Consider the following 23,249-nt stretch of genomic DNA (forward strand, 5'->3'; position numbering starts at 1 on the left):
TGAAAAATCAAGCTGAGCGTTTGCATAATTAAAATGAGAGGCTGCCCCGCCTGCTCCCAACACAGGCCATGGAGCAACCCCAGCATTTTGCGAGAGAGATAGCTAATTAATAATTTTCTAAAGTTTGATGCAATTGAGCCCGGTAATCGTAAAGTTCGTCGAGATTAAACAACTGTTTTTTGTCACCGACATCCTTGCCGTTCTGGAAAGTTTCGAGGTATTTATTGGCCGTATTAAAGTGGAACCTGCAGATCGGTTTGCGGTTATTATCATCCAACAATACCCCAAAATAGGATTGAGTATCACGCGCTGCAATGCGTGCTGCGGGAATTTTTTCGCGTAAAATGGCTTTCACAATCTGGAAAGCTTCCAGTTCTTCTTCGGTAGTTACAATTTTAGAAGTATCGGCATCTTCTATACCAGGTACCGCTTTATCTTCTTCCTTTTGTTCTATTTTCTCATTAATGTGCAATGCGGATTTTAAACGGTCGCTGATGGATTCATTAATGGAAATGGTGAGGGCTTTTTTAGTATATTCTTTAAAGGCAACCATCCGGTTGGCGGTTAATGGTTTGTTGAAAAACCGGTTCACCAATAGTTTTACCATTTCATCAGAAGGGCTGTCTATTTCCTTTTCAAACTCCTTTCTAATGGCTTTGATGTATTTTAAACCTTCGGCCGAATCAAGGATGTTTTCTAAATTGTATTCGTTCTTGGTAAAACTTTCCAGGATTTTAATGGCATTATCTTTCAGGTCTTCAATATCGATGGTTAAGAATGGTTTTTCATCCATGATATTCGGCTTTTCCAGATCGGCATAAAAATTATAAATTGTGCCGTTGGTTAACACGCCAAAGCGTGCTTTAGAAACATGGTAATAGCGGTGCAACTGGGAGTTGTGTGCATCGGCATTTTCTTTCCAATGTTTGCATTCGAAAATGAGGATAGGTTCGTTGTTTTTTCGGATGACGTAATCTACTTTTTCTCCTTTCTTGGTGCCGATATCGCAGATGTGTTCGGGTATAACTTCTGTCGGATTAAAAATATCGTAACCCAGGATTTGAATAAATGGCATTACAAATGCATTTTTCGTAGCCTCTTCGGTATTAATCTGATCTTTTAATCCTACCACCCGCTGGTGGAGTTGTTCTAACTTTAATTTAAGATCCATTTAAGCTTGGCTTTTGGTTTGTTGATCAAAAGTAAAGCGACTGAATATATTATTCTTACGGGAAACCGTAGCGCGGGGGGGGGTAACTGGTTGATTGTTGAAATTGGTTAACTGATTCAAACACAAACGCTGTTTATCACAGATCTTTCGACTCCGTTACCATCGACAGAATCCAAGAGAAAAGTCGTCATCTCGACTGTAGCGCAGCGAAATGGAGAGATCTATTTATCAAGTTATCGAAATCAAATTTAAAAGATTTCTCCACTGCGGTCGAAACGATGCTTTGAGAGCATTCGGCTTCTAACAAGTACGTTAAAGTAATAACCAGATTAAGGATTATGGACTGAAGACTTCGGACGAATCAAATAATCCCTACGTCTTTACAATAAGCGATCAGCTGTTCGTTTTTAGAGAAACCCAATACCTCTTTCATTAAATTAAGACGTTTTTCAATGCTGCTCAGTCCAGATGGTTTAATGTTGTTCTCCTGCAGGTAATAAGGAATATTTTTTTGAGGTGTTCCTTCCACGAGTTGGGAAATAATGGCAATATCTAAATCTGTAAAATCGTGAGAATTATTTTCTTTTCGTGCGAGTTTTAAATCAGGTGAAAGGTATTTCTTATGGTTATGGATGGCATTAATGGCCAGCTTGAGGTATTGACCATCATGGCGGGCTTTGCGCACATAGCCGTCAATATTCATTTCCTTGAATAACATGTCGATAACCGCCGTTTTACTTTCGCCAGAAAATACCAGTATTTTTAAATCAGGCTGTACTTCTTTCGCCGCTTTGATGAGTTCGGTGCCTCCTGTAATTTTTTGACGATTGTGGTCTTCTTCAAAGTAAAGATCGGTAATCAGCAGATCATAGGGCTGTTCTGTTTTAACCGCATTTTTTATCCAGGTGAGGGCGTCATCGCAATAATAAACATATTCGGGTTTTGCTGCGCCCAGTTCGGCCAATGTTTTTTGCAGCGAAATATTCTGTGTTTCTTGATCTTCGGCAATGAGTATTCTTTTAAACATATTTAATACAATTAGGAAACCGAAAAAGAGATTTGGATTTTAAGCCCCTTTTCAACTTTGGTATCAAAGGTAATGGTACCGCCAATTGCTTCAATACGGGTTCCCGTATTGGTAAGTCCGTTGTTGGGTTGCACCCCACCGCTAATGCCGATACCATTATCGGTATAAGAAATGTTTATTTTTTGTTGTGCCTGCTCAAACCTGATCACCACATCACTGGCCTGACTATGTTTGCTCATGTTCACCATCAGTTCCTGAAGGATATGTTGTATTTCTTCTTTGGCCTGTTCTGAAACTTTTTCCCACAGTTGAATGGAATTGCCCACCAGTATTACCCTGGTATTTTCGGAAGCGAAGGATTTTAAAAGATCGGATATTTTTTCGTGAAAATGATGATTTTTTGATCTTGGTTTCTCGTAGGAGAGGTCGCGCGATTGTTCGTAAAGTTCTTCTATCTCGTTAATAACCGGATTATTTTTTAGGGTTTCCTGGTTATCAAGTTTGCTCATGATCTTATAGAGTCCGTTAGCCACTACATCATGCACTTTTTGGGAGGTTTTGAGTTTATTTTCGCGGATAGTGTTTTCAGCTTCAAGCGCTAATCTTTGTTTTCTTTTTTTGTACCAAAGTATACCAACAATAATCAATAGGAAAATACCAATAATAAGTATAATGATCTGGTATCTTTTACCTTCGTTATCTTTTTGGAGGACCAGGTTATCGGCTTTGCTTTTTTCGGTTTCGTAGCGGATCAGGGCAAATTGGTTTTTGGCGGTACTGCGTGCGGTTTGAATGCTATCATTTAATTTTTCATAAACACGATAAAAATACTTTGTTTTCTCGTCTGGGCTTAATTTAATGAGTTTTTGTAAGGCTTCTATTTGATTGTCTGGGCTTTTTATCTTTTGCGCAATATGATACATCTGGGTCGCATAGAAATGAGCTGAATCTGGACGGTTTTTGAAGTAATAATCTGCAAGATGCGAGTAGCTTGAGTTTTGACCCCAAGTATCATTTTCTCTTTTTCTAATTTGTAATGCCTTTAATAATTCTGGTACTGCGTTATATTTTTCATTTTGTTCCCATTTAGCTGATGCCAAATTTGTTAGTGTCATAGCATAAATTTTGGGGCTAATGATTTTTTGCCGTAAAACGTACTGATAAATTGCTAATGCTTTCGCATATTCTTTTTTATTTTTATATGCATTTGCAATATTGTTTCTTGTTGTTAAAGTTGAAATACTATCTGGAGCATATTTTAAAGACAGATTATAATATTTTATCGCCTGATCGTAATTTTTTAGATGGAAAGAGGCTAGTGCAAGTTCGTGTAGATTTGACTCTAAATACACGAATTGTTTTTTCTCATTTACGTTAAAATAATTTAAAGCTTCCAATGAAAATTCCTGACCACCAAAATAATCTCCCTTATCAATAGAAATTAAAGCCATATTTGTTAGGCATTTTGCAATTCCTAAACTATCTTTTTGTTGTGAAAAGAGGTCTTTCGCTTTGCTAAAATATCGAAAGGCACTATCAAAGCTCTTCGTCTCCCTGAAATCGAATGCCTTGTCGTAGTAAATGTTAATTGTTTCCCCTTCTTTTCTCGGCCTGTTTTGAGAACATGAAAAGAGGAATGATAAAGAGATGAGCGTAAAATAGTAATATTTCAATTTATCCTGGTTTTTACTCTAAATTATGAAATAATTATAGTTTTTTGATAAAAGATAACCCGTTAAAATTATTAGTTCTTGAAAATAGAAAAGGGCGACATCATTGTCGCCCTTTTTTATTTAATCAATTTTTGGAGGAGGTAAGTGCCCATTGTCGCCCCCAGTGTCACCACCTTCGCCAACACCGTCACCTGGGTCGGTACCTGGGTCGCCAGGGTTATTAGGGTCATTGGGGTCGGTACTACTAGCATTTACTACTGTACCACCGTTGTGGCCGCAATTGTTATTTGTATTTGTAGGCGTTGCCAGGCCAAGTAATATGGCAATAAAAAGAGGTAAAAACATCTTATCAAAAATTTAAAAGTTGATGTACTGGCAGTTCCCCACGCCCCGTGCGTGGGGGATGCTGCGAATGTTCATCAGAAGGCCTTCTGAAATTTTTGGGAAGTATTGAGTGTCTGTCGCGGGAGCCAATAACTGCTTCCCAAACCGGCTATTCACAACCGCGATTTCTACTCTTTTTATTAATCAGTTTTTTATTTAGCTTTGATAATGAATCGCCACCTGTGCTGATCAACGATACAAATATGGGGGCTTCAAATCGCTAGTTATCAAAAGATTCCGTTCGTTCCAGTCATTCCGTTAGAATTCCGGTTAACCGTAAAAATTCCGGAAATTCCGTCTTATTTTTACGACTAAATTTTTAAAAAATGCCCGAAGAATATAGAAAAGTTGTGTTTGATGCCTATCAAAAGAAAAAGAGAGAAGGCAGTCTTTCGTCAAATTTATTGGATCCAACTCCTGGAAATGTACGCGAAGAATGTTTAATCATTTATCGAGAAAGAGAACGTAATGCTAAGGATGACGAAATCTTCAAACAATTTTTCAAAGGGGTAGATAAGGAAAAGGGATATCTTACCGTTCTTGAGAATTCTTTAGCAGAAAAATTTAAACAAATGCCAAAAATTTTAAAAGGAGGTGTGCCGAATTATGGACTTAGGTATGCTGAGCTTTTAGCTTGGTTAATAGATTTTCAACCTAGACCAAGTACATCTTATTACACAAGTTTTTATAAAGATAAGCCGTCAGATATAGTAGAAGTTATCGATACGCCTGATGTTAAAATAGATAAAACACTTACCCCAATAACAGGTGGAAACAATGATGGTATTCAGAATCCTGAAAATGAAAAAATAAATAAAGGCGAGGTAGAAAATAAGGAGGCCGGCATAATTGAAAAAGTTAAGGAACCCATAGTTGAAACAACTGGTATTGGAGTTTCCGGTCAACTTATTAATATCGAAGGGCAAGAAGAAAAGAAAACTAAAGTAGATTCCCATGAAACAGAATATGTCCGTATCTTCTCTCTTAATTACATCACTATCTCCTGCATTATTTTATTACTTGTTGGTACTGCATCTTTTGCTTATTGGGAACGTAGGACAAAAATCAGGATGCCAGAATCAGATGAAAGATTTATGTATTGGGATGAAGATCACTATGAGCCGGTTAAGAATGAGAAACAAAATGTTGGTGCGCCAATAATTCCTTTAAATGAGAAAACGCTAAGGCAGCAACAGAAAATCACTTTACCCGATACCTTGACCAGTTATTCAATTGGTAAAGTGTGGTATAAAGGCCATGGAAAGGATCATGAGTTTTTTACCGCCAGCGGTGCTTATCCTCAGGATTTACAACGGGTTTTAAAACCACTTACCAGTACGATTTTAACCAGGTACACGTCTAATTACAGGTATATACTTACCCGGCTGGTATGGTTTATATGTGCTGCTTTTTTTATAAGCCTGTGTGGTTATGGAATGAGTAAGCTGGAGAGAGAAGTGAAACCCGCTGTGAAAGAATCAGAGACTGAGGAAGAAGAAACAACGGCGCTTCTTGGCAATGAGTTGCAGGCTACTGGTGCGTAGCCTTAGCAGATGTTGGCCGGGAGGTTTTGGAAGTTGATAATGGTTTAATCCAAATATTCAAACCTGAATTAAACCATATATGAGTTTTATTTTCCCCAGTTTACCTGGATATTGTGTTCATGGGCATAGGTTTTGCCTTTTTCCATTAAGGCATTAAAGGTTTGCTCAAAACGTGCCCCATATTTTTCATCGATATTTTTAATCATTTCATCTTTGGCTGCCCGACTGCCTTTACTGTCGCAGAGTTTGGCGTAAGCCAGGTATTCATTTTTATAAACAGGGATAACCAGTTCGTATAACTGCTGCGAAAGGGCTTTAATTGCCTTTTCTTCATCGCCAGAGGCGGAGAGTTTTTTTACCTTTTCGAGTGATTGCTCCAGGTACAATATTTTGTTGTTCAGGCTGGTAGTGGCCTCGTTACCTTTCTTTTTACTGGACGGGATATCGGGGTATTCTTTCGTTTCATCTTCAATATGCCGGGCCAGATCGGCACTGGCAAAATCGTTGATCATATTGGTGTTAAGGATGGCGATGTCGAAGAAACGTTCAGGAGTTTCGGAGCAGGCTGTGCAGAAAAGGCTAAACAGGATTAAAATTGCGGCCAATGGCTTTAGGGATAGTGCTGGTAATTTGTTCATAATCTAAATGGTTTCCTTACTAAATTTAAGCTTCGGTAGGAGCAAAGATTGAGCCGTTTTTGGGTTTGGAGTTAGAGCTGTCTCTCCAAAGGTCTTTTTAATTTTAACATGTAAGACATAGAAGATTCATATAAGCTCAATAGCCTTAAATGAATCTTCTATGTCTTTTGTGGTAAGGACTTTTAATTTCATGCTGCGCCCTTTGCGCTTGCTCTCCATATCTTTGTGGTTAAAACATGGAAAATGTAAAGTGGGCTGGGTAATTGGGTGCGCATAGCTTGCGGTTAACCTGTTTAACGATTAGCCAGTTAAGCGAATGAACCAAAGATTCTGAACTAAATGTTCTCCCTCAGATTATAAACTTCCCCTTTGTAAACTCCCTCCAACAACCGCACCGCCATTTTACTCCTTTGCCCGGTTTGGCAATAACACACTACTTTTTTGTTCTTTGGGATACTTTTCAGGGATGATGTCAATTCATATAAGGAAATATTTACCCCACCCATATTGTTTTCCTCATGCTCATAATCTTCGCGTACGTCGATCAGGAAAACTTCATCAGGAGATTCACAAAGCCATTGATCTAAAGTGGCTTTATCGATTTCTTTTGAGCTGCTCACTGGAGTTTCGGCTTTAACTATTTCGGTTTGTTTTTCCTGTGCGATTTTAAATACGAGTACCGTATTGTTCAATGCATTGATGGTCATTAATTTACCGGCTAACGTCTCGCCGATGCCGCAAATTAATTTAATCGCTTCGTTGGCCATATACAAACCGATTATTCCAGGCAAAACCCCAATCACGCCACCTTCTCCGCAATTCATGCTTTCGGCTGGCGGTGTTGGGTAAAGATCTCTGTAATTTGCACTTCCCTGGTGATTAAATACGGCAACCTGTCCTTCAAAAGCCAGGATGGAGCCGAATATCAGGATTTTGCCTAAGGTTACACAGGTATCGTTTACGAGGTAACGCGTATTAAAGTTATCAGAACAATCCATTACCAGATCATATCCCTGGCAGATTGATATGGCATTATTGGGGGTAAAACGCTCGTGATAAGCTGTAAAGCTGACGTGGGGATTGAGCACTGCAAGTTTCGCACTGGCTACCTTTGCTTTCGGCTGGCCAATATCAGTATGGTTATACAAAAGCTGCCGTTGCAGGTTACTTAGCTCCACTACATCATCGTCTACAATGCCTATTTTGCCCACGCCTGCTGCGCTGAGGTATTGTAATACCGGACAGCCCAGTCCACCCGCACCGATAACCAGTACTTTGGCCACTTTTAGCCGTTCCTGTCCTTCCAAACCCAGTTCGGGCAAGATCATTTGCCGGTTGTAACGCTCTAATTCTGTTTTAGCTAACATGATTTATGGATTAAACTCCTATCCCAATCTTTCCAGATGGGTTCGTAACCTTGTTTTCTGATCATGGCGGCAATTTCCTGCGCTGAACGTTCATCAGATATTTCGAACTGCTCCAATGATTGTGGCGCTACTTCGTAACCACCTGGATTGGTTTTAGAGCCCGCACTAATGGCCGTGATCCCCAGTTTAATAATATGGTTTCTGAAATTTTCTGTTTCGCGGGTAGAGATAGACAGTTCCACTTCACTGTTAAATAAACGATAGGCACAGATCAGCTGTACCAGTTCCTTATCATTCATCACCACTTTAGGCTCCAAACCGCCACTAAATGGCCGCAACCTTGGAAAGGAGATACTGAATTTACTCTGCCAATACTGTTTTTCAAGGTAAGATAGATGTAGGGCCGTAAAAAATGAATCCGTTCTCCAGTCTTCCAGGCCAATGAGCACGCCGAGCCCCATCTTATGGATGCCCGCCTGCCCCAAACGGTCGGGGGTTTCCAGGCGGTATAAAAAGTTAGCTTTTTTTCCTTTCGGGTGGTGTTTGCGGTAATCGTCCTGATGGTAGGTTTCCTGGTAAACCAACACTGTATTTAAGCCATGGGGAATAAGTATTTCATAATCTTCTACATCCAAAGGCTGTACCTCCATAGAAATATGGGCAAAATGCGGGCTGATCAGATCCAGTACTTTTTTAAAATAATCGGTATGCACGGTTTGGTTGGCTTCACCTGTTACCAGCAATACATGATCGTAGCCCATGCCCTTAATCACGGCCACTTCCTGCATAATTTCCATGGAGTTAAGCGTTCTCCTCCTTACCTTATTATCATAACTGAAACCACAATAGGTACAGATATTATTACACTCGTTGGAGAGATAAAGTGGAATATACATCTGAATTACCCGGCCAAAGCGGTCTAATGTTAAACGCTGGCTGATCTGCGCCATATCTTCGAGATAGGGCAATGCCGCCGGGGAAATCAACGCTTTAAAATCTTCCAGAGTCCGCTGCTGGTTGTTTAGGGCGTTTTCTACATCTGCCGCCGTTTTGTCGTAAATACTGGCCTTGGTATCGTCCCAGTTGTAGTGCTCAAATACTTCGTTAAAACTCTTCATCTAAAAATGCGGTTAATGGACTGCTTGCTGCAGCTTCATGTTGCTGGCTGCCCAGTTTAGATTTAAAGGCCATTCTGCCGGCTTCAACAGCCAGTTTAAATGCCGTTGCCATATCAGCCGGGTTTTTGGCAATGGCAATCGCGGTATTCACCAAAACGGCATCCGCCCCTATTTCCATCGCTTTTGCGGCATCAGATGGTGCACCAATACCGGCATCTACAATTACCGGTACCCGGCTCTGGCTGATGATCATTTCTAAAAAATCGATTGTTCTCAAGCCCTTGTTGCTGCCGATTGGCGATCCTAATGGCATTACCGCTGCGGTTCCCACATCTTCTAACCGTTTGCATAAAACGGGATCGGCATGGATGTATGGCAGTACTACAAAACCGAGTTTAACCAGTTCTTCTGTCGCTTTAAGCGTTTCAATAGGATCGGGCATGAGGTATTTAGGATCTGGGTGGATTTCCAGCTTGATCCAGTTGGTCTCTAAAGCTTCGCGTGCCAGTTGAGCAGCAAAAATGGCTTCTTTTGCATTGCGCACACCAGAAGTATTGGGTAATAAATTAATATGCGGATATTTAAGGTGCTGGAGGATATCGTCGTCTTTGCCTTTTAAATCAACGCGTTTAAGCGCTACCGTAACGAGTTCGGAGGCAGAGGCGATTAAAGCATTTTCCATTTCTTTTGCCGAAGAAAATTTTCCGGTACCGGTGAAGAGGCGCGAGCTGAAGGTTTGATCTGCTATGGTTAACATATTTAAGGGTTTAAAGCGGATGCATGGTGAATTTTACTGATGATTTCTGCTAAAGCAGTTGAAGTTTGGACTTGATTGGTGAGTGCTGCCGAGATGGCAATTCCGTAAATTCCGGTTTCGAGTATAGCCGGAATATCTGCTGCTTCGATACCACCAATGGCAATAATAGGCGTACTTATTCCGGCTTTCCTTACTTTATCCATCAACTTCTGGTATCCTTCCAAACCTACAATAGGGCTTAAGTTTTCCTTTGTTCTCGTAAACCTGAAGGGGCCAAGGCCAATGTAGTCTGCTCCCTCCGCTACCCTTTGCCGGATGTGTTCGAAAGTATTTGCCGTACCTCCGATGATCTGGTGTTTGCCGATAATTTTTCTGGCCTCGGGAACAGGCATATCCTGCAAACCTAAGTGCACGCCATAACTATTTACGGCCTTTGCCAGGTGAGGATAATCATTGATGATCAGTTTGGCGCCATAGTTTTCACATAAAGCCTGCGCGGCTTTTGCAAAAGGTAGAATTTCTGCCTCCGTCTGGTTTTTAATGCGGAGCTGGATCCACTTGCCTCCTGCCTGGAGCACCTGCTCAATGGCATCGATATGGGTGCCTGTTTTAGGGGCTTGCGATATATACTGTAGGGACGCTATCATATGGGTATGTTTAAATTTTTTGATTAAGCCTCGCATTTCACCAAGGCTTTTTTTAAAGTGGTTATGGCTTGTGAAGGGGCATTCCAGATGCTGCCCAAAAGTGCAACGCCATCGAAATTCATTTCTTTAACCATATCAATTTCAGTTAAACCGATGCCGCCAATGGCAATGATTTTAGGTGTGGCCTGATGTTTTTCCAAGCGGAAGTGAGACGGAATCATACTTTTATAACCCGGCTTGGAAAGGCTGTTAAACACCGGACCAAAGAAACTGTATTGATATTGCCCGATCTCTTCCCTGTCGGCCAGGTGATGGATAGAAGTGCTGAAGATTTTATTTTCCGGCAAATCTCCATTATGCCTTTCCTTCCTGAAACTTTCGGTGTGGTGAATCCGATGGATATGGTAATCGCCAGTAAGTGAATGAAAATGATGCAAAGCAATCCTTGAATGATATTCAGGTGAAATCCCTTCAATGATTTTCCGGTAAGCTGCTTCGTCAACATTTTCTTTACGTAGGTGAAAAACCTGTAAACCGGCTTCGAAAAGCTGGTTAATCAGGCTACTTTCTTCTTTAAAAAGGGTCGGTTTAGAAATTACAATAAGTTCCATCATAGGCTAAGAATAAATTTCGCTTCCTTTTTCGGTAAACTCTTTCGATTTTTCCTCCATGCCTTTGGCCAAAGCTTCATCTGTGGCTACGCCTTGTTTTGCAGCATATTCGCGCACATCCTGTGTAATTTTCATCGAACAGAAGTTTGGTCCGCACATCGAGCAGAAATGCGCAATCTTGGCGCCTTCTGCGGGCAAGGTTTCATCATGGAATTCTTTTGCCGTGTCCGGATCGAGCGATAAATTAAACTGATCCTCCCACCTGAATTCGAACCTGGCCTTGCTTAAAGCATTATCACGGTATTGCGCCCCGGGGTGTCCTTTGGCCAGATCGGCAGCATGGGCAGCAATTTTATAGGTAATTACACCATCTTTAACATCTTTTTTGTTGGGCAGGCCCAAATGTTCTTTAGGCGTAACGTAACAAAGCATGGCCGTTCCGTACCAGCCAATCATGGCAGCACCAATAGCAGATGTAATATGGTCATAACCTGGTGCAATATCGGTCGTTAGTGGTCCTAAGGTATAAAATGGCGCTTCAGCACAATGCTCAAGCTGTTTTTCCATATTGGCTTTAATCAGGTGCATGGGTACATGTCCGGGACCTTCAATAATGGTCTGTACGTCATGTTTCCAGGCAATTTTGGTCAGTTCGCCAAGGGTTTCGAGCTCCGAAAATTGCGCGGCATCATTTGCATCTGCAATACAGCCCGGCCTTAAACCATCACCTAAAGAGAAAGCTACATCGTAAGCTTTCATGATCTCACAGATTTCTTCGAAATGCGTGTACAGGAAGTTTTCCTTGTGATGCGCCAGGCACCATTTGGCCATGATCGATCCGCCACGCGAAACAATTCCGGTAATCCTTTTAGCCGTTAAGGGTACGTAGCGGAGCAGTACACCAGCATGGATGGTAAAGTAATCAACCCCCTGCTCGGCCTGCTCGATTAAGGTATCGCGGAAAATTTCCCAGGTAAGGTCTTCCGCTTTCCCGTTTACTTTTTCCAGGGCCTGGTAAATGGGGACAGTACCGATCGGCACCGGCGAATTTCGGATAATCCATTCACGGGTTTCGTGGATATTTTTTCCTGTAGAAAGATCCATAATGGTATCGGCACCCCAACGACAGGCCCAAACGGCTTTTTCTACTTCTTCTTCTATGGTAGAAGTAACCGCTGAATTGCCAATATTGGCATTGATTTTTACGAGGAAATTACGGCCGATAATCATCGGTTCCAACTCCGGGTGGTTAATGTTGCAGGGGATTACTGCACGTCCGGCAGCCACTTCATCCCGAACAAATTCAGGCGTGATGTATCCTTTTGGGGTATTGGCACCAAAACTATTGCCCTGATGCTGGTGGTTCATTACCTCGTGCTGATTGCCCAATTGTGCATTCAATAATTCAATCTGTTGATTTTCCCTAATGGCAATATATTCCATTTCGGCTGTTATGATGCCTTTTTTGGCATAATGCATCTGCGATACGTTGGCACCAGGCAGCGCTTTATAAGGTTTAGTGGTATAATTAAAACGCAAAGCATCAAGTTTATCATCTGCAAGGCGTTGTTGCCCGTAAGCAGAAGATAATCGATCAAGCTGCGTAACATCCTCCCTGTCTTTAATCCATTGTTCCCTTAGGCGTGGAAGCCCTTTCCGTACATCAATAACGGCATTTGGATCAGTGTAAGGGCCGCTGGTATCGTAAACCGTTACCGGTGGATTCGGTTCGGTTAAACCAAATCCATTGTGGATTTTGGTTTCCGTTAAGCTGATTTCGCGCATGGGCACCTGGATATTGTGGATTTTTCCGGGTACAAATATTTTGCGTGAAGCCGGAAATGGACTGCGGCTGATGACTTCCTGATCTGGTGTTTTTTCTTGTTTCATGTTGAATGTTTGAAGGAGAGAAGAAGATAATGAGTGATTATTGAATGACTGATGAGTGAAGGAAAATGAAGAAATGAGTGATTGAGTGAATTCTTGAATGTAAGTGTCCCGGTTCCGTTATTCAAAATTCTTTCATCCAATCCTTATATCAGCCCCCCTGAGTGGCTTTGATGACTATGACCTGATCGCCTGGGTTTAAAAGATAGGTGTCCCAAACAGATTTGGAAATGATGGTTTGGTTAACGGCTATTGCAATGCCATTTGTCTCCGTTGAAATGACAGCAGTAAGCATCTGTTCGATAGAACACGATTCGTTAAGTTGGTAGTTTTGATTGTTTATAGTTACTTCCATATTTTAAAAAATTGGAAAAACTATAGAGATTGCCCCAGAATGGAGGTCGAAAAGACAGCAATTATAATTGCTTTCACTTTTCCCTTCGGCAGTACTAACTGCATCAGGTTCAAAGGGTATTTCTCAGCACGTAGGCACCCCTAAAGTTTTTTTGTAAATATAGGCGATTAAATTTTTAATGCAAATAGAAATTTATATAGATAAAACCTATAGTTTATTATTAACAGTATTGTTGTCATTCTGAACGCAGTGAAGAATCTTTCGCAATGAAACACAGAACCAAAAATTGTTTAAGAAAGATCCTTCGTTGCACTACCATTGATGTTATTTTGAAAATCATTACTAATCAACACTTTAACTGCTTTTGCATTTCCATCCAGCTAGGCCATAGCACGGTATCCCCGTTCTACCTAAATCCGGCCTAACAAATTTTTCGGGCTGCACTGCCCAAGCCAACCTACTAGCTTCGAAAGAAAAATTTTCAGCCGGTGTTTTTTGTTTCTTTTTGACACCAAAAAGAAAGAGCCCTTCGGCGGCGGCGAGCCGAGGCAAGACTGCGCCGTAGGATAAGAGAAGACAATTATACGTCACTCATATTGATTTTAAACAATTAATTAACCCTCAGGATGACAGACTTAAGGGGATGAGCGACTAATTCTTCGTTCCGCCGACTTCGGACTAAAGACTATGGACTAACCAACCCCTCTTCGCAAAACACATAACTTCTCTTACCTTTGCACCATCATCAAATCACCTAATCCATGTAAGATTCATTTCTTTTCCAAAAAATAGATAACAGGCAGAGCGGTTCCGTTGCTGCAATTATTTACCCATAAAAAAAGAAATTTATGCTTAATCTACAAGGGGCTGGCTATATCCATGCTAATGGAAATTTATTGTTTTCAGATTTAAATCTCACCATCAACAAACACGAAAAAATTGCACTCATTGGCCATAATGGCGCAGGAAAATCAACACTTTTAAAAATTTTAGCAGGTAAACTTTTGCCAACTGGCGGACATGTTAAGGCAGAATCGACGCCTTATTATGTACCACAGCTTTTTGGTCAGTTTAATGATTTCACCGTCGCACAGGCACTCCGGATTGAAGATAAACTAAAAGCGTTGAACGAAATTCTCAACGGAGAAGTGACCGAGGAAAACATGTTTATACTTAATGATGACTGGGCCATTGAGGAACGCTGTGCGGAAGCTTTAAGCTATTGGCGGTTGGAAGATTTAGACTTACACCAAAAGATGGAAAGTTTAAGCGGCGGACAAAAAAACATCATATTTTTAGCCGGCATCGCTATCCACCGCCCGGATATTGTTTTACTGGATGAACCGACCAATCATTTGGATCTGGAAGGCAGAAACAGGTTATACGATTATATCCGATCAACGCGGACTACTTTAGTAGTAGTGAGTCATGACCGTACTTTATTGAACCAAATTGAGAAAGTTTGCGAATTAAGTTCGTATGGAATAACCCTATACGGTGGAAATTACGATTTCTATGCTGCACAAAAGAAAATTGAAAATGAGGCGTTGAATCATGATCTAAAAGCGAAGGAAAAAGCACTCCGTAAGGCTAGAGAAGTAGAAAAGGAATCACTTGAGCGGCAACAGAAGCTTGATGCCAGAGGCAAGAAAAAACAAGAAAAAGCGGGATTGCCGACTATTTCGATGAATACGTTAAAAAACAACGCAGAAAAAAGCACGGCAAAGTTGAAAGGTGTACATGCCGAAAAGCTTGACCATATTTCTTCCGAATTAAACCAGCTCAGGTCTGTACTGCCTGATGCAGATAAAATGAAAATCGTTTTCGACCAGGCTACCCTGCACAAAGGAAAAAGTATTGTGGAGGCTAAGGAGCTCAATTTTGCTTTTCGAGATCAGTTACTTTGGAAGGAGCCAGTTAGCTTTCAGGTTTTTAGTGGTGAGCGTTATGTCATCAAAGGTAGAAACGGATCGGGAAAAACCACATTGATTAAGCTTATTTTGGGGCAGATACAGCCCTCAACGGGAAGTTTAAACCAGGCGGGCATTAGCTCCATGTATATTGATCAGGATTATTCCCTGATCGATAATCAGCTCACCGTTTACGAACAGGCCCAGCAATACAACTCGGGCGCATTGCAGGAACATGAAATAAAAATCCGTTTAAACCGGTTTTTATTTGGTAAAACCGATTGGGATAAACCGTGCTCAGCCTTGAGTGGCGGCGAAAAAATGCGGTTAGTCCTTTGTTCGTTAACCATCAGCAACCAATCGCCCGATCTGGTTGTATTGGATGAGCCAACCAATAACCTTGATATCCAGAATATAGAAATTTTAACGACAGCCATTAATGACTACCAGGGAACACTTCTGGTTATATCGCACGATGAATATTTTCTTGACCAGGTACAGGTAGAACATACCATACATCTTTAAAATAAATATATAGCCTTATCTTCGTCTGAAATTATTAATCCAGTACACCTATGCAAAGCCTGTCAGCATTAAAAAACGGAAAACTTAAAGGAGCGGTTTCGTTAAAACTTTCTGAAAACTTAACTGAATTCCCTGTGGAAATATTCGATTTGGCTGATACATTGGAAGTACTGGATTTATCTTCTAATCAATTAAGTTCATTGCCAACAGATTTCGGCCGGTTAAAAAAACTGAGGATTTTTTTCTGTTCTGAAAATCTTTTTTCGGTTTTACCAGAAGTACTGGCCGATTGCTCTGCTCTGGATATTGTGGGTTTTAAATCCAACCGGATTGAAGTCTTACCGCCAAAGTCGATCAACCCGAATTTACGCTGGTTGATTTTAACAAATAACAACATTGCTGAACTACCAAAAGAAATTGGCCTTTGCAAAAGGATGCAAAAGCTGATGTTATCTGGCAACCGTTTATCTACACTGCCTGAAGAATTGAGCAATTGCCGGAATTTAGCATTATTACGGATTGCGGCGAATAAACTCCACGAATTACCGCAATGGATTATGCAACTGCCAAAACTATCATGGATTGCATTTTCTGGGAATAATTTTAGTAAAACACCAGCTGTTGAAACACTTTCACTGATCAACTGGCATGATTTGGAAATCAGCCATTTGTTGGGCGAAGGGGCATCAGGCATGATTTCAAAGGCCTATCAGGCAGTTGGCAAGGAAAAGCAAGAAGTAGCGGTTAAAATATTTAAGGGCGATGTAACAAGCGATGGCTTGCCGGAAGACGAAATGACAGCTTATATCGCTGCAGGTTATCACCCGGGCCTGGTTAATCTAATCGGGCAGGTTGCTTTACATCCGGAAGATAAAAAAGGACTGGTAATGGACCTGATTCCGCATCATTTTTATAATCTTGGCAATCCACCAAGTTTAGAAAGCTGTACCAGGGATGTTTTTCCTGCTGATCGAAAACTTTCTGAAAAACAGATTATCAGCATCGCTAAAACCATTGCTTCGTTAGCAGCTCAACTCCATGAAGCAGGCATTATGCATGGCGATTTATATGCACACAATATCTTGATTGATGATGGGGGCAGCACGCTGTTCGGTGATTTTGGAGCAGCAAGCTTTTATGATAAAACAGCTAAAACTGCAGATGCATTTGAAAGAATAGAAGTTAGCGCTTATGGATACCTGCTGGATGATTTACTTTCTTTAAAAAACGAAAAGGTAAGTGAGAAGGTTTATAAAATGATCAGCGAACTCAGAGATACCTGTTTGGCTACGGCGCCTTCGGACAGGCCTGATTTTCAGGCGTTGGTTGATGCGTTCTAATAGAAAAATCGTCATCTCGACTGGAGCGCAGCGAAACGGAGAGATCTTATAATCAAGTTAAAGATTTCTCCGCAAGGTCGAAACGACGACTACTTTATAAAAAATATTAATCCTGTTGTTTTTTTGCCCAATCCAATCTTCTCTGATCAGGTGTAGTTGTAACCTTAAAATTTTCGAAGGTGGCGTTAAAACCTTTGCCATCCGGACAGGCGGCTACCAGCCCGACCATTACAGGGGCGTTATCTTTAAAATAACAGGTACGCAACATGGTATATTTTTTATCATCCAGCGAGTAGAAAATCTCAACTGCATCGAGTTTTCTAACCGCTTTCATCCAGATTGATGCAGGTGCTTTTTCCAGTTCTACCACGCTCCAGTCGCTCGTTTTATGCGTGACAACGGCGCTTACATTTTGTTTCCCGTTAACAAATTCTACTCCCGCTTTTATCCACTCTTCTTCATTAATGCGAAGCATCAATCCCATCTGATCGAAAGTAGTTACATAATTTCCGGTAATTTTTACCTTCACCTCAAACTCGCCGCCATAAGTAGCATAATAAAAGGGTGCATCATCAACCGTAAAACCATAATGCGAGATGCGCCAATAATCGGTTTTTGCAGGCACGAACATGCTGAAGGTATTTTTATCTTTAATTTCCCATTTTTCGGGTTCGTTAAACCAGTTCATTTTGGCTAAACTCTGGGCATAGGTTTTGGCGCTCATTAAAGAAAATAGTACCGCAATTATGGCAAGTGATTTAAGTTTCATTTGTGTGTTTTGTATGTGGTGTGATGCAAACATAATGCAGGAAAAAATTTTGGTAAAGGACATACATCACTATTTTAGCGTGATGATTATCACGCCAGCATTTGGTTAAAATAAGTTTATCAGGTTTAAAAATCTTGAATAAACAGTACATTTGTTTGCATCAGAAACATGGAATTAGATTTTTTACGGACACACATCCGTCAGATCGTTTGTTTAACAGATGAAGAATTTGAACATGCTGCATCTTTTTTTACCAGGCGGAAATACAAGAAACACCAGTATATTATCCAGGCAGGTGACGTGGCCAGTCAGGAACATTTTGTAGTGAAGGGCATTGTAAAATCTTCTTATACCGACCACGAGGGAAAAGAATACATTTTACAGTTAGCCATGGAAGAATGGTGGTTTTCCGATCCAAATGCTTTCAATACAGGTATGCCTGCTACTTTAAATGTAGACTGTATAGAAGATACGGAAACGCTTTCTATTTCATTTGAAAATAAGGAAAAACTCTGCGCCTCCTCCCGCAAGATGGAGTATTTTTTCAGGAAAAAATATACCACAGGCAATATGGCCTTACAAAAAAGGGTATTGGCTTTATTGAGCAACAATGCGGGCGAACGTTACAAGCAATGGCGTAACCAATACCCAACTTTACAGAAAAGAATTCCCAAAACCCTTATTGCATCCTATCTAGGGGTAACCAGGGAAACTTTAAGTAGGCTATCGCTATAAATAACAACAATTCCAATATATTTTGAATTGATTATGGCCAAATATGGTCATATGTGAATTACTTTTGGAAGATGAGGTACTCCAATGTTTGATCAGAAACATTAATACCGATTATTTCTCTTTTGTTGTTTAACAGAATATTTCCGGGCAAGGCATTAATGCAAAAGGTTTTTGCAATTTTAGAATTAAAACCTTCTTTTATTTGCACTTGTTTCCATTCGCTTATGTCATCAACTTTGATTGCTTTGGTCATATTAACTAAATTTTCATCAAATGAAATTCCAACAAAGCCTAAATTTTTATAATTAGCTGATTTAAGGGTTTTATTATGCAATCGGCAAGGTCCGCACCAGGATGCCCAAAATGATAGATAAATGTACTTCTGGTCCATAGCATTAATCGCCGAATTTATTTTAGTGTTTTTGCGAAGCACTGATTTGAGTCTCTCATCTTTAAATGCCTCTTCTTTCATAGTGATGTTATCTTTAATTTCCTGGTAAATACTAATCGCTTCCCTTGGGTTTTTATTAGATAAAAATGCCTTAAGTTGATCTACCGACCAATCATCAAATGAATTAATAATATTTAAATATAATACTGGGGCATAAATAGTGGTATCGTAGGATAGTTTTTTGAAAAGCTCAAATCTATCTTTCAGATTAATATCATAATTTTCATTTCGAATATCTGGCTGCGAAGCTATCTTGTCGTAATCTTTATATTTTAGCCTAAGCCTTTCATTGTTTTTATGTAGTATTTCATTAGTTCTATCTTCAATCATTTTAATATCGGCTTGTGCTTTGGAACCATTTGATTGATTGATGAAGGCCATTTTGTTTGTTGATGGGAAAAAATATTCTACTTCGACATGACTACTTTCTGGAGATAAATAGAAGGGTACGAATGAAGTATTGTCAGGATCAAAACGCAATACGCATTCAAAATAATTTTCATTTTTGAATGCGAATACGAACTGACCATCTTTAATTCTGTCAGGAGATATTGATGTTCGAATTTTTTCTCCCAGTTTTTGGAGATAAAGTTTTGGTGTTTTATGGTTGAATGAGGTGTCGGTAATTTTAATACTCACCCAAACAGAGTCAGTAAAAGCTTCACTATATAATACTGAGAATACAAGTAGTAAGGTGAGGCCTAGTGTTATTTTTAGATTCTTCATATAGCAAAAATGGCGATTCAAATTTTTTACACATTATATTTAACATTCTTTAACTATTTGATTTATAGCGTTTTTGTTCTGGTTGGTTTGTCTGCGGGATAAAAGTATTTGAGAAAGTAGTAAATGCAACGAGCAAAATCGGGCTGAATATACCATCATGGCTTTTCAAAGTTCACCGAATGTTAAGGTGATTGGAAGTGTCACAGCGTGCGCAGATGGGAATGTTTCATCGATTATCCTTCCTCGGGGCCTTAATACAATGATATCAGGGATTGGTGTTTTTTATCCTAACGGCGCACGGACACAAAGAGTAGGCGTAAAAATTGACTATAAAATATATCCAACCATTACCGGTATCTCAACAGGAAAAGATGAACTGTTGGATAAGGCTATTGAAGTATTAAACGCTGGTTGGTAAAATCTATTTCAAGTAAGTTTAGGTAATCTATATCGAAGAAACCGATCACAAAAAGAACACGTTATTTAGAATAACATGTTCTTTTTAGTCTGTCTGGGGCTATGAAGATTATATGCTCAGAAAAAGAATAATTGTAAACGCTATTAAAATCTGTTTAAAAACATGCTACTTCCCAAAACCGCGACCAGGTTTTGCCTGCCCCAAGTTTTATGATCCCCTCTTTGCCGGATAGCTCCTGGTTGTGGTTAACGCCATCAGCAACTCCGCACCAGGGTTCTAAACACACAAATGGTGCATCGGGTGCCGCCCATATCCCAAAGAATGGAAACTCCTCAAAATTGAAGTGCAGGCCGTTATCGTTTTTGGTGTTCAGTAAACTAATGCTGTTGCTTTGCAGGTTTTTAAAAACCAGTGCATCGTTATAGAACAGCTCATGTGTAAGCTTCAGCTTATGCGCATTAAGCGCTATATTTTTGGTTTCGTTGGTTACCAGTCCATCTTCCAGTTTCCAGTAGGTTAATTGCTCATCAGCATTAAAGGAGAGGTAATAATCTTCGTAAACGGTATCTGGCGTGTTGGGTACCGCAAATGCCGGATGTGCGCCAATAGAGAATAAAAGTTCGCTCGTGCCGGTATTCTTTACCTCGTAAGTTAATTTTAACTTTCTGTCTATCAGTTGATACTTCAGTTTAAGCTCAAAATAAAACGGATATGTTCTTAAGGTGTCAGCATTTTGGGTTAACGTAAAAATACCCTCGCTTTCACTTATCTTTTCAAAATTAAAAACATTGTCCCTGGCAAAACCATGACGGGGTAATTCGTAGTGTTTACCCTGGTAAATGAAGCTGTTGTTTTTTAATGAGCCAACAATAGGAAATAGTACCGGGCTATGTTTTGCCCAATACTTTGGGTTGGCATTCCATAAATATTCAAGTTTGGTTTCTTTACTAAATAAACCTTGAAGTTCTGCGCCTTTAGCCGCCAGGCTAACTTTTATATAATCGTTTTCGAGAGTTATCATTACAGGTTAAAATTAGCAAAATTTGTGCTTTGAAAATACATTTTATTAAAAATCAATCCCATCAGATTGGATTTTAGCGTTAGGCGTTTGGTGCAATTATAACATCAAACGCCCAACTCCAGACTAGCCTTTCTCTTCCCAGATACACGCAATATTAACAATGGTTTGTACAGCCTTTTCCATATCCTGCACGCTTACCCATTCTTGTTTGCTGTGAAAAGCATGTTCTCCGGCAAAAATATTGGGACATGGTAAACCCATATAAGAAAGTCGTGAGCCATCAGTCCCACCACGGATACTTTGTTGTTTAGGTACTACACCAGCTCGTGCAATCGCCTCAATACCATATTGTACAATTTTAGGATGCTGATCCAAAACCTGTTTCATGTTGCGGTATTGTGGTTTAATATTAAGCTTGTAACTGGATTTTGGATAGTTAGTCATTACTTTTTTTACAGTTTCTTCCAAAAACCGCCCATGTGAAACTAAGTTCTCATCCGTAAAATCCCTGATGATGAAATGTGCCTCTGCCTCTTCTACCTGTCCGTTAATACTTACCGGATGGATAAACCCTTCTTTCTGGTGCGTGGCCTCTGGTGTAAGGGCATCTTTTGGCAGTGAATCTACAATTTCGGCAAGAATCTTAATTGCACTTTCCATCTTTCCTTTTGCAAACCCCGGATGTGTACTTACACCATAAATTTTAAGGGTAGCTCCGTCGGCAGAAAAAGTCTCATCTTCGATTGATCCGAGTGTTTCCCCGTCAATGGTATAACCGAAATCGGCACCTAATTTCTTCAAATCAACTTTGTCTACGCCTCTGCCAATTTCTTCATCAGGTGTAAAAAGAAGCTTTATAGTTCCGTGTTTTACCTCTTTGTTTTTCATTAAAAATGCCGCTGCTTCCATAATTTCTGCTAATCCCGCTTTATTATCTGCACCTAATAAGGTTGTTCCGCTGGCGGTAATAATATCATTGCCAATCTGTTGTTTCAGGTCTTGGTGTTCAGCAAGTTTGATTACAATCTGGTTATCGTCTGGCAGAACCAGGTCTTGTCCCTGATATTTTTCATGAATAATCGGTTTAACATTTTCTCCGCTACAATCAGGCGAGGTATCCATGTGCGAACAAAAGAAAATTACGGGTAATTGTTTATCTGTATTTGATGGGATGGTTCCATAAACATAGCCGTTATCGTCCATTTCGGCATCAGAAATTCCAATTTCCTGCAATTCTTCAACCAATACCGCCGCTAAGTTTTTTTGCTTTAAAGTTGAAGGGCAGGTAGGAGAATTTGGATCGGATTGGGTATCAATTTTTGCATATTTTATGAACCGCTGTTCAAGCGATTTGTTAAAGTTGGTGTATGTGCTCATAATTCAAAGGTAAAAGTTATAGATATCCGATAATCATCTTATTTTTGTAAAAAAGATATGATTTTTTATTCATTGAGAGCGACTTATATAACCTTTCTGTTTGTTTTTATTGGAAGTTTTTCCTTTGCTCAATCCAACTATTTCAAAATGTCTTATGGTTTTGGCGGTGGCATGAATAAATCATATACCGATGTATATGAGGGAGACTATGGGAAAATTGTTTACGGTGTTTTTGATTATCACATCACCCCTTTCTTAACAATGGGACTGGAAGGGCAATACGGAAGGATTAAAGGGGGGATTGCTGTTAAAGATCCATCTGGCCGTTGGTTTGTCAATAAATATACCGCACTTACAGCTAACCTGAAACTGATGTTAGGGGAACTTGTTAATTATCGCCAGGGAGGATTGCTGTATAACATGAGGGGGATATATGTTGGCTTCGGATTGGGAGTGATAAATAACAACATATCCAACATTGCAAGGTATCCACCTCAAACTTCCGGTTCTGACAGACAACCCTATGGCGGAGAAGATAAAAGTACTAACCTTTTATTGCCGATAAATTTGGGTTTTAATTATTACATAAAAGATTCCTATGGTTACATGAGGTATGTAATTAATTTAAATGCACAGTCTAACTTTACTTTTGGCGAAGGCTTAGATGGTTATAATGAGTCGAGACTGAGCGCTAATAATACCTATCCAGACATGTATAATTCCATTACTGTAGGCTTCAGGTATATGTTCGGTAACGTTCGCTCGTACCATAAAACGCTATAAACTCTATTTATCAAT

General features: G+C 40.0%; 22 protein-coding genes and 1 riboswitch. Of the genes, 6 read left to right on the plus strand and 16 right to left on the minus strand.

What is annotated here, in order from left to right:
- Positions 1-106: 106 nt before the first annotated feature.
- From ACFE6N_RS03065 to ACFE6N_RS03080, 4 genes are all read right to left on the minus strand, one after another.
- The gene (locus ACFE6N_RS03065; protein WP_378933749.1) at positions 107-1,171 is read right to left on the minus strand and encodes a type I restriction endonuclease; all 1,065 of its coding nucleotides are present in this window, start codon (positions 1,169-1,171) and stop codon (positions 107-109) included.
- A gap of 361 nt (positions 1,172-1,532) precedes the next feature.
- The gene (locus ACFE6N_RS03070) at positions 1,533-2,198 is read right to left on the minus strand and encodes a response regulator (RefSeq protein WP_090981168.1); all 666 of its coding nucleotides are present in this window, start codon (positions 2,196-2,198) and stop codon (positions 1,533-1,535) included.
- A gap of 11 nt (positions 2,199-2,209) precedes the next feature.
- Positions 2,210-3,871: a tetratricopeptide repeat protein gene (locus ACFE6N_RS03075; protein ID WP_378933752.1), complete on the minus strand. Its 1,662-nt coding sequence runs from the start codon at positions 3,869-3,871 to the stop codon at positions 2,210-2,212.
- A gap of 120 nt (positions 3,872-3,991) precedes the next feature.
- On the minus strand, positions 3,992-4,216 hold the full coding sequence (locus ACFE6N_RS03080; RefSeq protein ID WP_378933755.1) for a hypothetical protein: 225 nt from the start codon (positions 4,214-4,216) through the stop codon (positions 3,992-3,994).
- 365 nt (positions 4,217-4,581) lie between these two features.
- Between ACFE6N_RS03080 and ACFE6N_RS03085 the strand changes: the two genes are divergently transcribed.
- The gene (locus ACFE6N_RS03085) at positions 4,582-5,799 is read left to right on the plus strand and encodes a hypothetical protein (protein ID WP_378933758.1); all 1,218 of its coding nucleotides are present in this window, start codon (positions 4,582-4,584) and stop codon (positions 5,797-5,799) included.
- An 86-nt stretch (positions 5,800-5,885) separates the two neighbouring features.
- Here ACFE6N_RS03085 and ACFE6N_RS03090 read toward each other — a convergent pair whose 3' ends face one another.
- From ACFE6N_RS03090 to thiS, 8 genes are all read right to left on the minus strand, one after another.
- Positions 5,886-6,437, minus strand: a complete 552-nt coding sequence (locus ACFE6N_RS03090; RefSeq protein WP_378933760.1) for a hypothetical protein — start codon at positions 6,435-6,437, stop codon at positions 5,886-5,888.
- 335 nt (positions 6,438-6,772) lie between these two features.
- Positions 6,773-7,804: a molybdopterin-synthase adenylyltransferase MoeB gene (moeB, locus tag ACFE6N_RS03095; protein ID WP_378933762.1), complete on the minus strand. Its 1,032-nt coding sequence runs from the start codon at positions 7,802-7,804 to the stop codon at positions 6,773-6,775.
- Positions 7,798-8,922 carry a 2-iminoacetate synthase ThiH gene (gene thiH, locus ACFE6N_RS03100; protein WP_378933764.1) on the minus strand — a complete coding sequence of 375 codons (1,125 nt, stop codon included), beginning with the start codon at positions 8,920-8,922 and terminating at the stop codon, positions 7,798-7,800. Before thiH ends, moeB begins: the two co-directional genes overlap by 7 nt.
- Complete coding sequence (locus tag ACFE6N_RS03105; RefSeq protein WP_090981117.1) at positions 8,909-9,679, minus strand: thiazole synthase; 771 nt, start codon at positions 9,677-9,679, stop codon at positions 8,909-8,911. The genes thiH and ACFE6N_RS03105 overlap by 14 nt, the downstream gene beginning before the upstream one ends.
- Before the next feature lie 2 nt (positions 9,680-9,681).
- A complete protein-coding gene (locus ACFE6N_RS03110) occupies positions 9,682-10,326 on the minus strand; it encodes a thiamine phosphate synthase (protein ID WP_378933766.1) in 645 nt (214 codons plus the stop codon).
- A 23-nt stretch (positions 10,327-10,349) separates the two neighbouring features.
- Positions 10,350-10,940 carry a thiamine phosphate synthase gene (locus ACFE6N_RS03115; protein ID WP_378933768.1) on the minus strand — a complete coding sequence of 197 codons (591 nt, stop codon included), beginning with the start codon at positions 10,938-10,940 and terminating at the stop codon, positions 10,350-10,352.
- Positions 10,941-10,943: 3 nt separating this feature from the next.
- Positions 10,944-12,827, minus strand: a complete 1,884-nt coding sequence (gene thiC / locus ACFE6N_RS03120; RefSeq protein ID WP_378933770.1) for a phosphomethylpyrimidine synthase ThiC — start codon at positions 12,825-12,827, stop codon at positions 10,944-10,946.
- 148 nt (positions 12,828-12,975) lie between these two features.
- Positions 12,976-13,179: a sulfur carrier protein ThiS gene (gene thiS, locus ACFE6N_RS03125; RefSeq protein WP_090981109.1), complete on the minus strand. Its 204-nt coding sequence runs from the start codon at positions 13,177-13,179 to the stop codon at positions 12,976-12,978.
- A 63-nt stretch (positions 13,180-13,242) separates the two neighbouring features.
- Positions 13,243-13,331, minus strand: a riboswitch (TPP riboswitch).
- Between the two features lie 696 nt (positions 13,332-14,027).
- Between thiS and abc-f the strand changes: the two genes are divergently transcribed.
- Together abc-f and ACFE6N_RS03135 are read left to right on the plus strand one after the other, a co-directional pair.
- The gene (gene abc-f, locus ACFE6N_RS03130; RefSeq protein WP_378933772.1) at positions 14,028-15,614 is read left to right on the plus strand and encodes a ribosomal protection-like ABC-F family protein; all 1,587 of its coding nucleotides are present in this window, start codon (positions 14,028-14,030) and stop codon (positions 15,612-15,614) included.
- A gap of 50 nt (positions 15,615-15,664) precedes the next feature.
- Positions 15,665-16,954: a leucine-rich repeat-containing protein kinase family protein gene (locus ACFE6N_RS03135; protein ID WP_378933774.1), complete on the plus strand. Its 1,290-nt coding sequence runs from the start codon at positions 15,665-15,667 to the stop codon at positions 16,952-16,954.
- Between the two features lie 106 nt (positions 16,955-17,060).
- On the opposite strand, the gene ACFE6N_RS03140 is transcribed toward ACFE6N_RS03135, so the two are convergent.
- Positions 17,061-17,723 carry a DUF1349 domain-containing protein gene (locus ACFE6N_RS03140; RefSeq protein WP_378933776.1) on the minus strand — a complete coding sequence of 221 codons (663 nt, stop codon included), beginning with the start codon at positions 17,721-17,723 and terminating at the stop codon, positions 17,061-17,063.
- A 168-nt stretch (positions 17,724-17,891) separates the two neighbouring features.
- On the opposite strand from ACFE6N_RS03140, the gene ACFE6N_RS03145 reads away from it, so the two are divergent.
- On the plus strand, positions 17,892-18,458 hold the full coding sequence (locus ACFE6N_RS03145) for a Crp/Fnr family transcriptional regulator (protein WP_378933778.1): 567 nt from the start codon (positions 17,892-17,894) through the stop codon (positions 18,456-18,458).
- 58 nt (positions 18,459-18,516) lie between these two features.
- Here the strand turns inward: ACFE6N_RS03145 and ACFE6N_RS03150 are convergent, their stop codons facing one another.
- Entirely contained in the window at positions 18,517-19,635 is a 1,119-nt protein-coding gene (locus ACFE6N_RS03150; protein ID WP_378933780.1) for a thioredoxin-like domain-containing protein, read from the minus strand.
- A 259-nt stretch (positions 19,636-19,894) separates the two neighbouring features.
- Between ACFE6N_RS03150 and ACFE6N_RS03155 the strand changes: the two genes are divergently transcribed.
- On the plus strand, positions 19,895-20,053 hold the full coding sequence (locus tag ACFE6N_RS03155; protein WP_378933782.1) for a hypothetical protein: 159 nt from the start codon (positions 19,895-19,897) through the stop codon (positions 20,051-20,053).
- 154 nt (positions 20,054-20,207) lie between these two features.
- On the opposite strand, the gene ACFE6N_RS03160 is transcribed toward ACFE6N_RS03155, so the two are convergent.
- Positions 20,208-21,074: an aldose 1-epimerase family protein gene (locus ACFE6N_RS03160; RefSeq protein WP_378933784.1), complete on the minus strand. Its 867-nt coding sequence runs from the start codon at positions 21,072-21,074 to the stop codon at positions 20,208-20,210.
- Between the two features lie 123 nt (positions 21,075-21,197).
- Complete coding sequence (gene pepT, locus ACFE6N_RS03165; protein WP_378933785.1) at positions 21,198-22,451, minus strand: peptidase T; 1,254 nt, start codon at positions 22,449-22,451, stop codon at positions 21,198-21,200.
- Between the two features lie 57 nt (positions 22,452-22,508).
- On the opposite strand from pepT, the gene ACFE6N_RS03170 reads away from it, so the two are divergent.
- Positions 22,509-23,234, plus strand: a complete 726-nt coding sequence (locus ACFE6N_RS03170) for a hypothetical protein (RefSeq protein WP_378933787.1) — start codon at positions 22,509-22,511, stop codon at positions 23,232-23,234.
- The last annotated feature ends 15 nt before the right edge of the window (positions 23,235-23,249 follow it).

The organism is Pedobacter sp. BG31 (genome assembly GCF_042464845.1).
GTDB lineage: Bacteria > Bacteroidota > Bacteroidia > Sphingobacteriales > Sphingobacteriaceae > Pedobacter > Pedobacter suwonensis.

Coding starts and splice junctions, on each gene's coding strand:
- ACFE6N_RS03160 (WP_378933784.1), bottom strand. CDS start 21,074: ATGATAACTCTCGAAAACGATTATATAAAAGTTAGCCTGGCGGCTAAA.
- ACFE6N_RS03140 (WP_378933776.1), bottom strand. CDS start 17,723: ATGAAACTTAAATCACTTGCCATAATTGCGGTACTATTTTCTTTAATG.
- ACFE6N_RS03170 (WP_378933787.1), top strand. CDS start 22,509: ATGATTTTTTATTCATTGAGAGCGACTTATATAACCTTTCTGTTTGTT.
- ACFE6N_RS03090 (WP_378933760.1), bottom strand. CDS start 6,437: ATGAACAAATTACCAGCACTATCCCTAAAGCCATTGGCCGCAATTTTA.
- abc-f (WP_378933772.1), top strand. CDS start 14,028: ATGCTTAATCTACAAGGGGCTGGCTATATCCATGCTAATGGAAATTTA.
- thiC (WP_378933770.1), bottom strand. CDS start 12,827: ATGAAACAAGAAAAAACACCAGATCAGGAAGTCATCAGCCGCAGTCCA.
- thiS (WP_090981109.1), bottom strand. CDS start 13,179: ATGGAAGTAACTATAAACAATCAAAACTACCAACTTAACGAATCGTGT.
- ACFE6N_RS03105 (WP_090981117.1), bottom strand. CDS start 9,679: ATGTTAACCATAGCAGATCAAACCTTCAGCTCGCGCCTCTTCACCGGT.
- ACFE6N_RS03145 (WP_378933778.1), top strand. CDS start 17,892: ATGGAATTAGATTTTTTACGGACACACATCCGTCAGATCGTTTGTTTA.
- ACFE6N_RS03085 (WP_378933758.1), top strand. CDS start 4,582: ATGCCCGAAGAATATAGAAAAGTTGTGTTTGATGCCTATCAAAAGAAA.
- moeB (WP_378933762.1), bottom strand. CDS start 7,804: ATGTTAGCTAAAACAGAATTAGAGCGTTACAACCGGCAAATGATCTTG.
- ACFE6N_RS03135 (WP_378933774.1), top strand. CDS start 15,665: ATGCAAAGCCTGTCAGCATTAAAAAACGGAAAACTTAAAGGAGCGGTT.
- ACFE6N_RS03065 (WP_378933749.1), bottom strand. CDS start 1,171: ATGGATCTTAAATTAAAGTTAGAACAACTCCACCAGCGGGTGGTAGGA.
- pepT (WP_378933785.1), bottom strand. CDS start 22,451: ATGAGCACATACACCAACTTTAACAAATCGCTTGAACAGCGGTTCATA.
- ACFE6N_RS03080 (WP_378933755.1), bottom strand. CDS start 4,216: ATGTTTTTACCTCTTTTTATTGCCATATTACTTGGCCTGGCAACGCCT.
- ACFE6N_RS03115 (WP_378933768.1), bottom strand. CDS start 10,940: ATGATGGAACTTATTGTAATTTCTAAACCGACCCTTTTTAAAGAAGAA.
- ACFE6N_RS03155 (WP_378933782.1), top strand. CDS start 19,895: ATGATATCAGGGATTGGTGTTTTTTATCCTAACGGCGCACGGACACAA.
- ACFE6N_RS03110 (WP_378933766.1), bottom strand. CDS start 10,326: ATGATAGCGTCCCTACAGTATATATCGCAAGCCCCTAAAACAGGCACC.
- ACFE6N_RS03070 (WP_090981168.1), bottom strand. CDS start 2,198: ATGTTTAAAAGAATACTCATTGCCGAAGATCAAGAAACACAGAATATT.
- ACFE6N_RS03150 (WP_378933780.1), bottom strand. CDS start 19,635: ATGAAGAATCTAAAAATAACACTAGGCCTCACCTTACTACTTGTATTC.
- thiH (WP_378933764.1), bottom strand. CDS start 8,922: ATGAAGAGTTTTAACGAAGTATTTGAGCACTACAACTGGGACGATACC.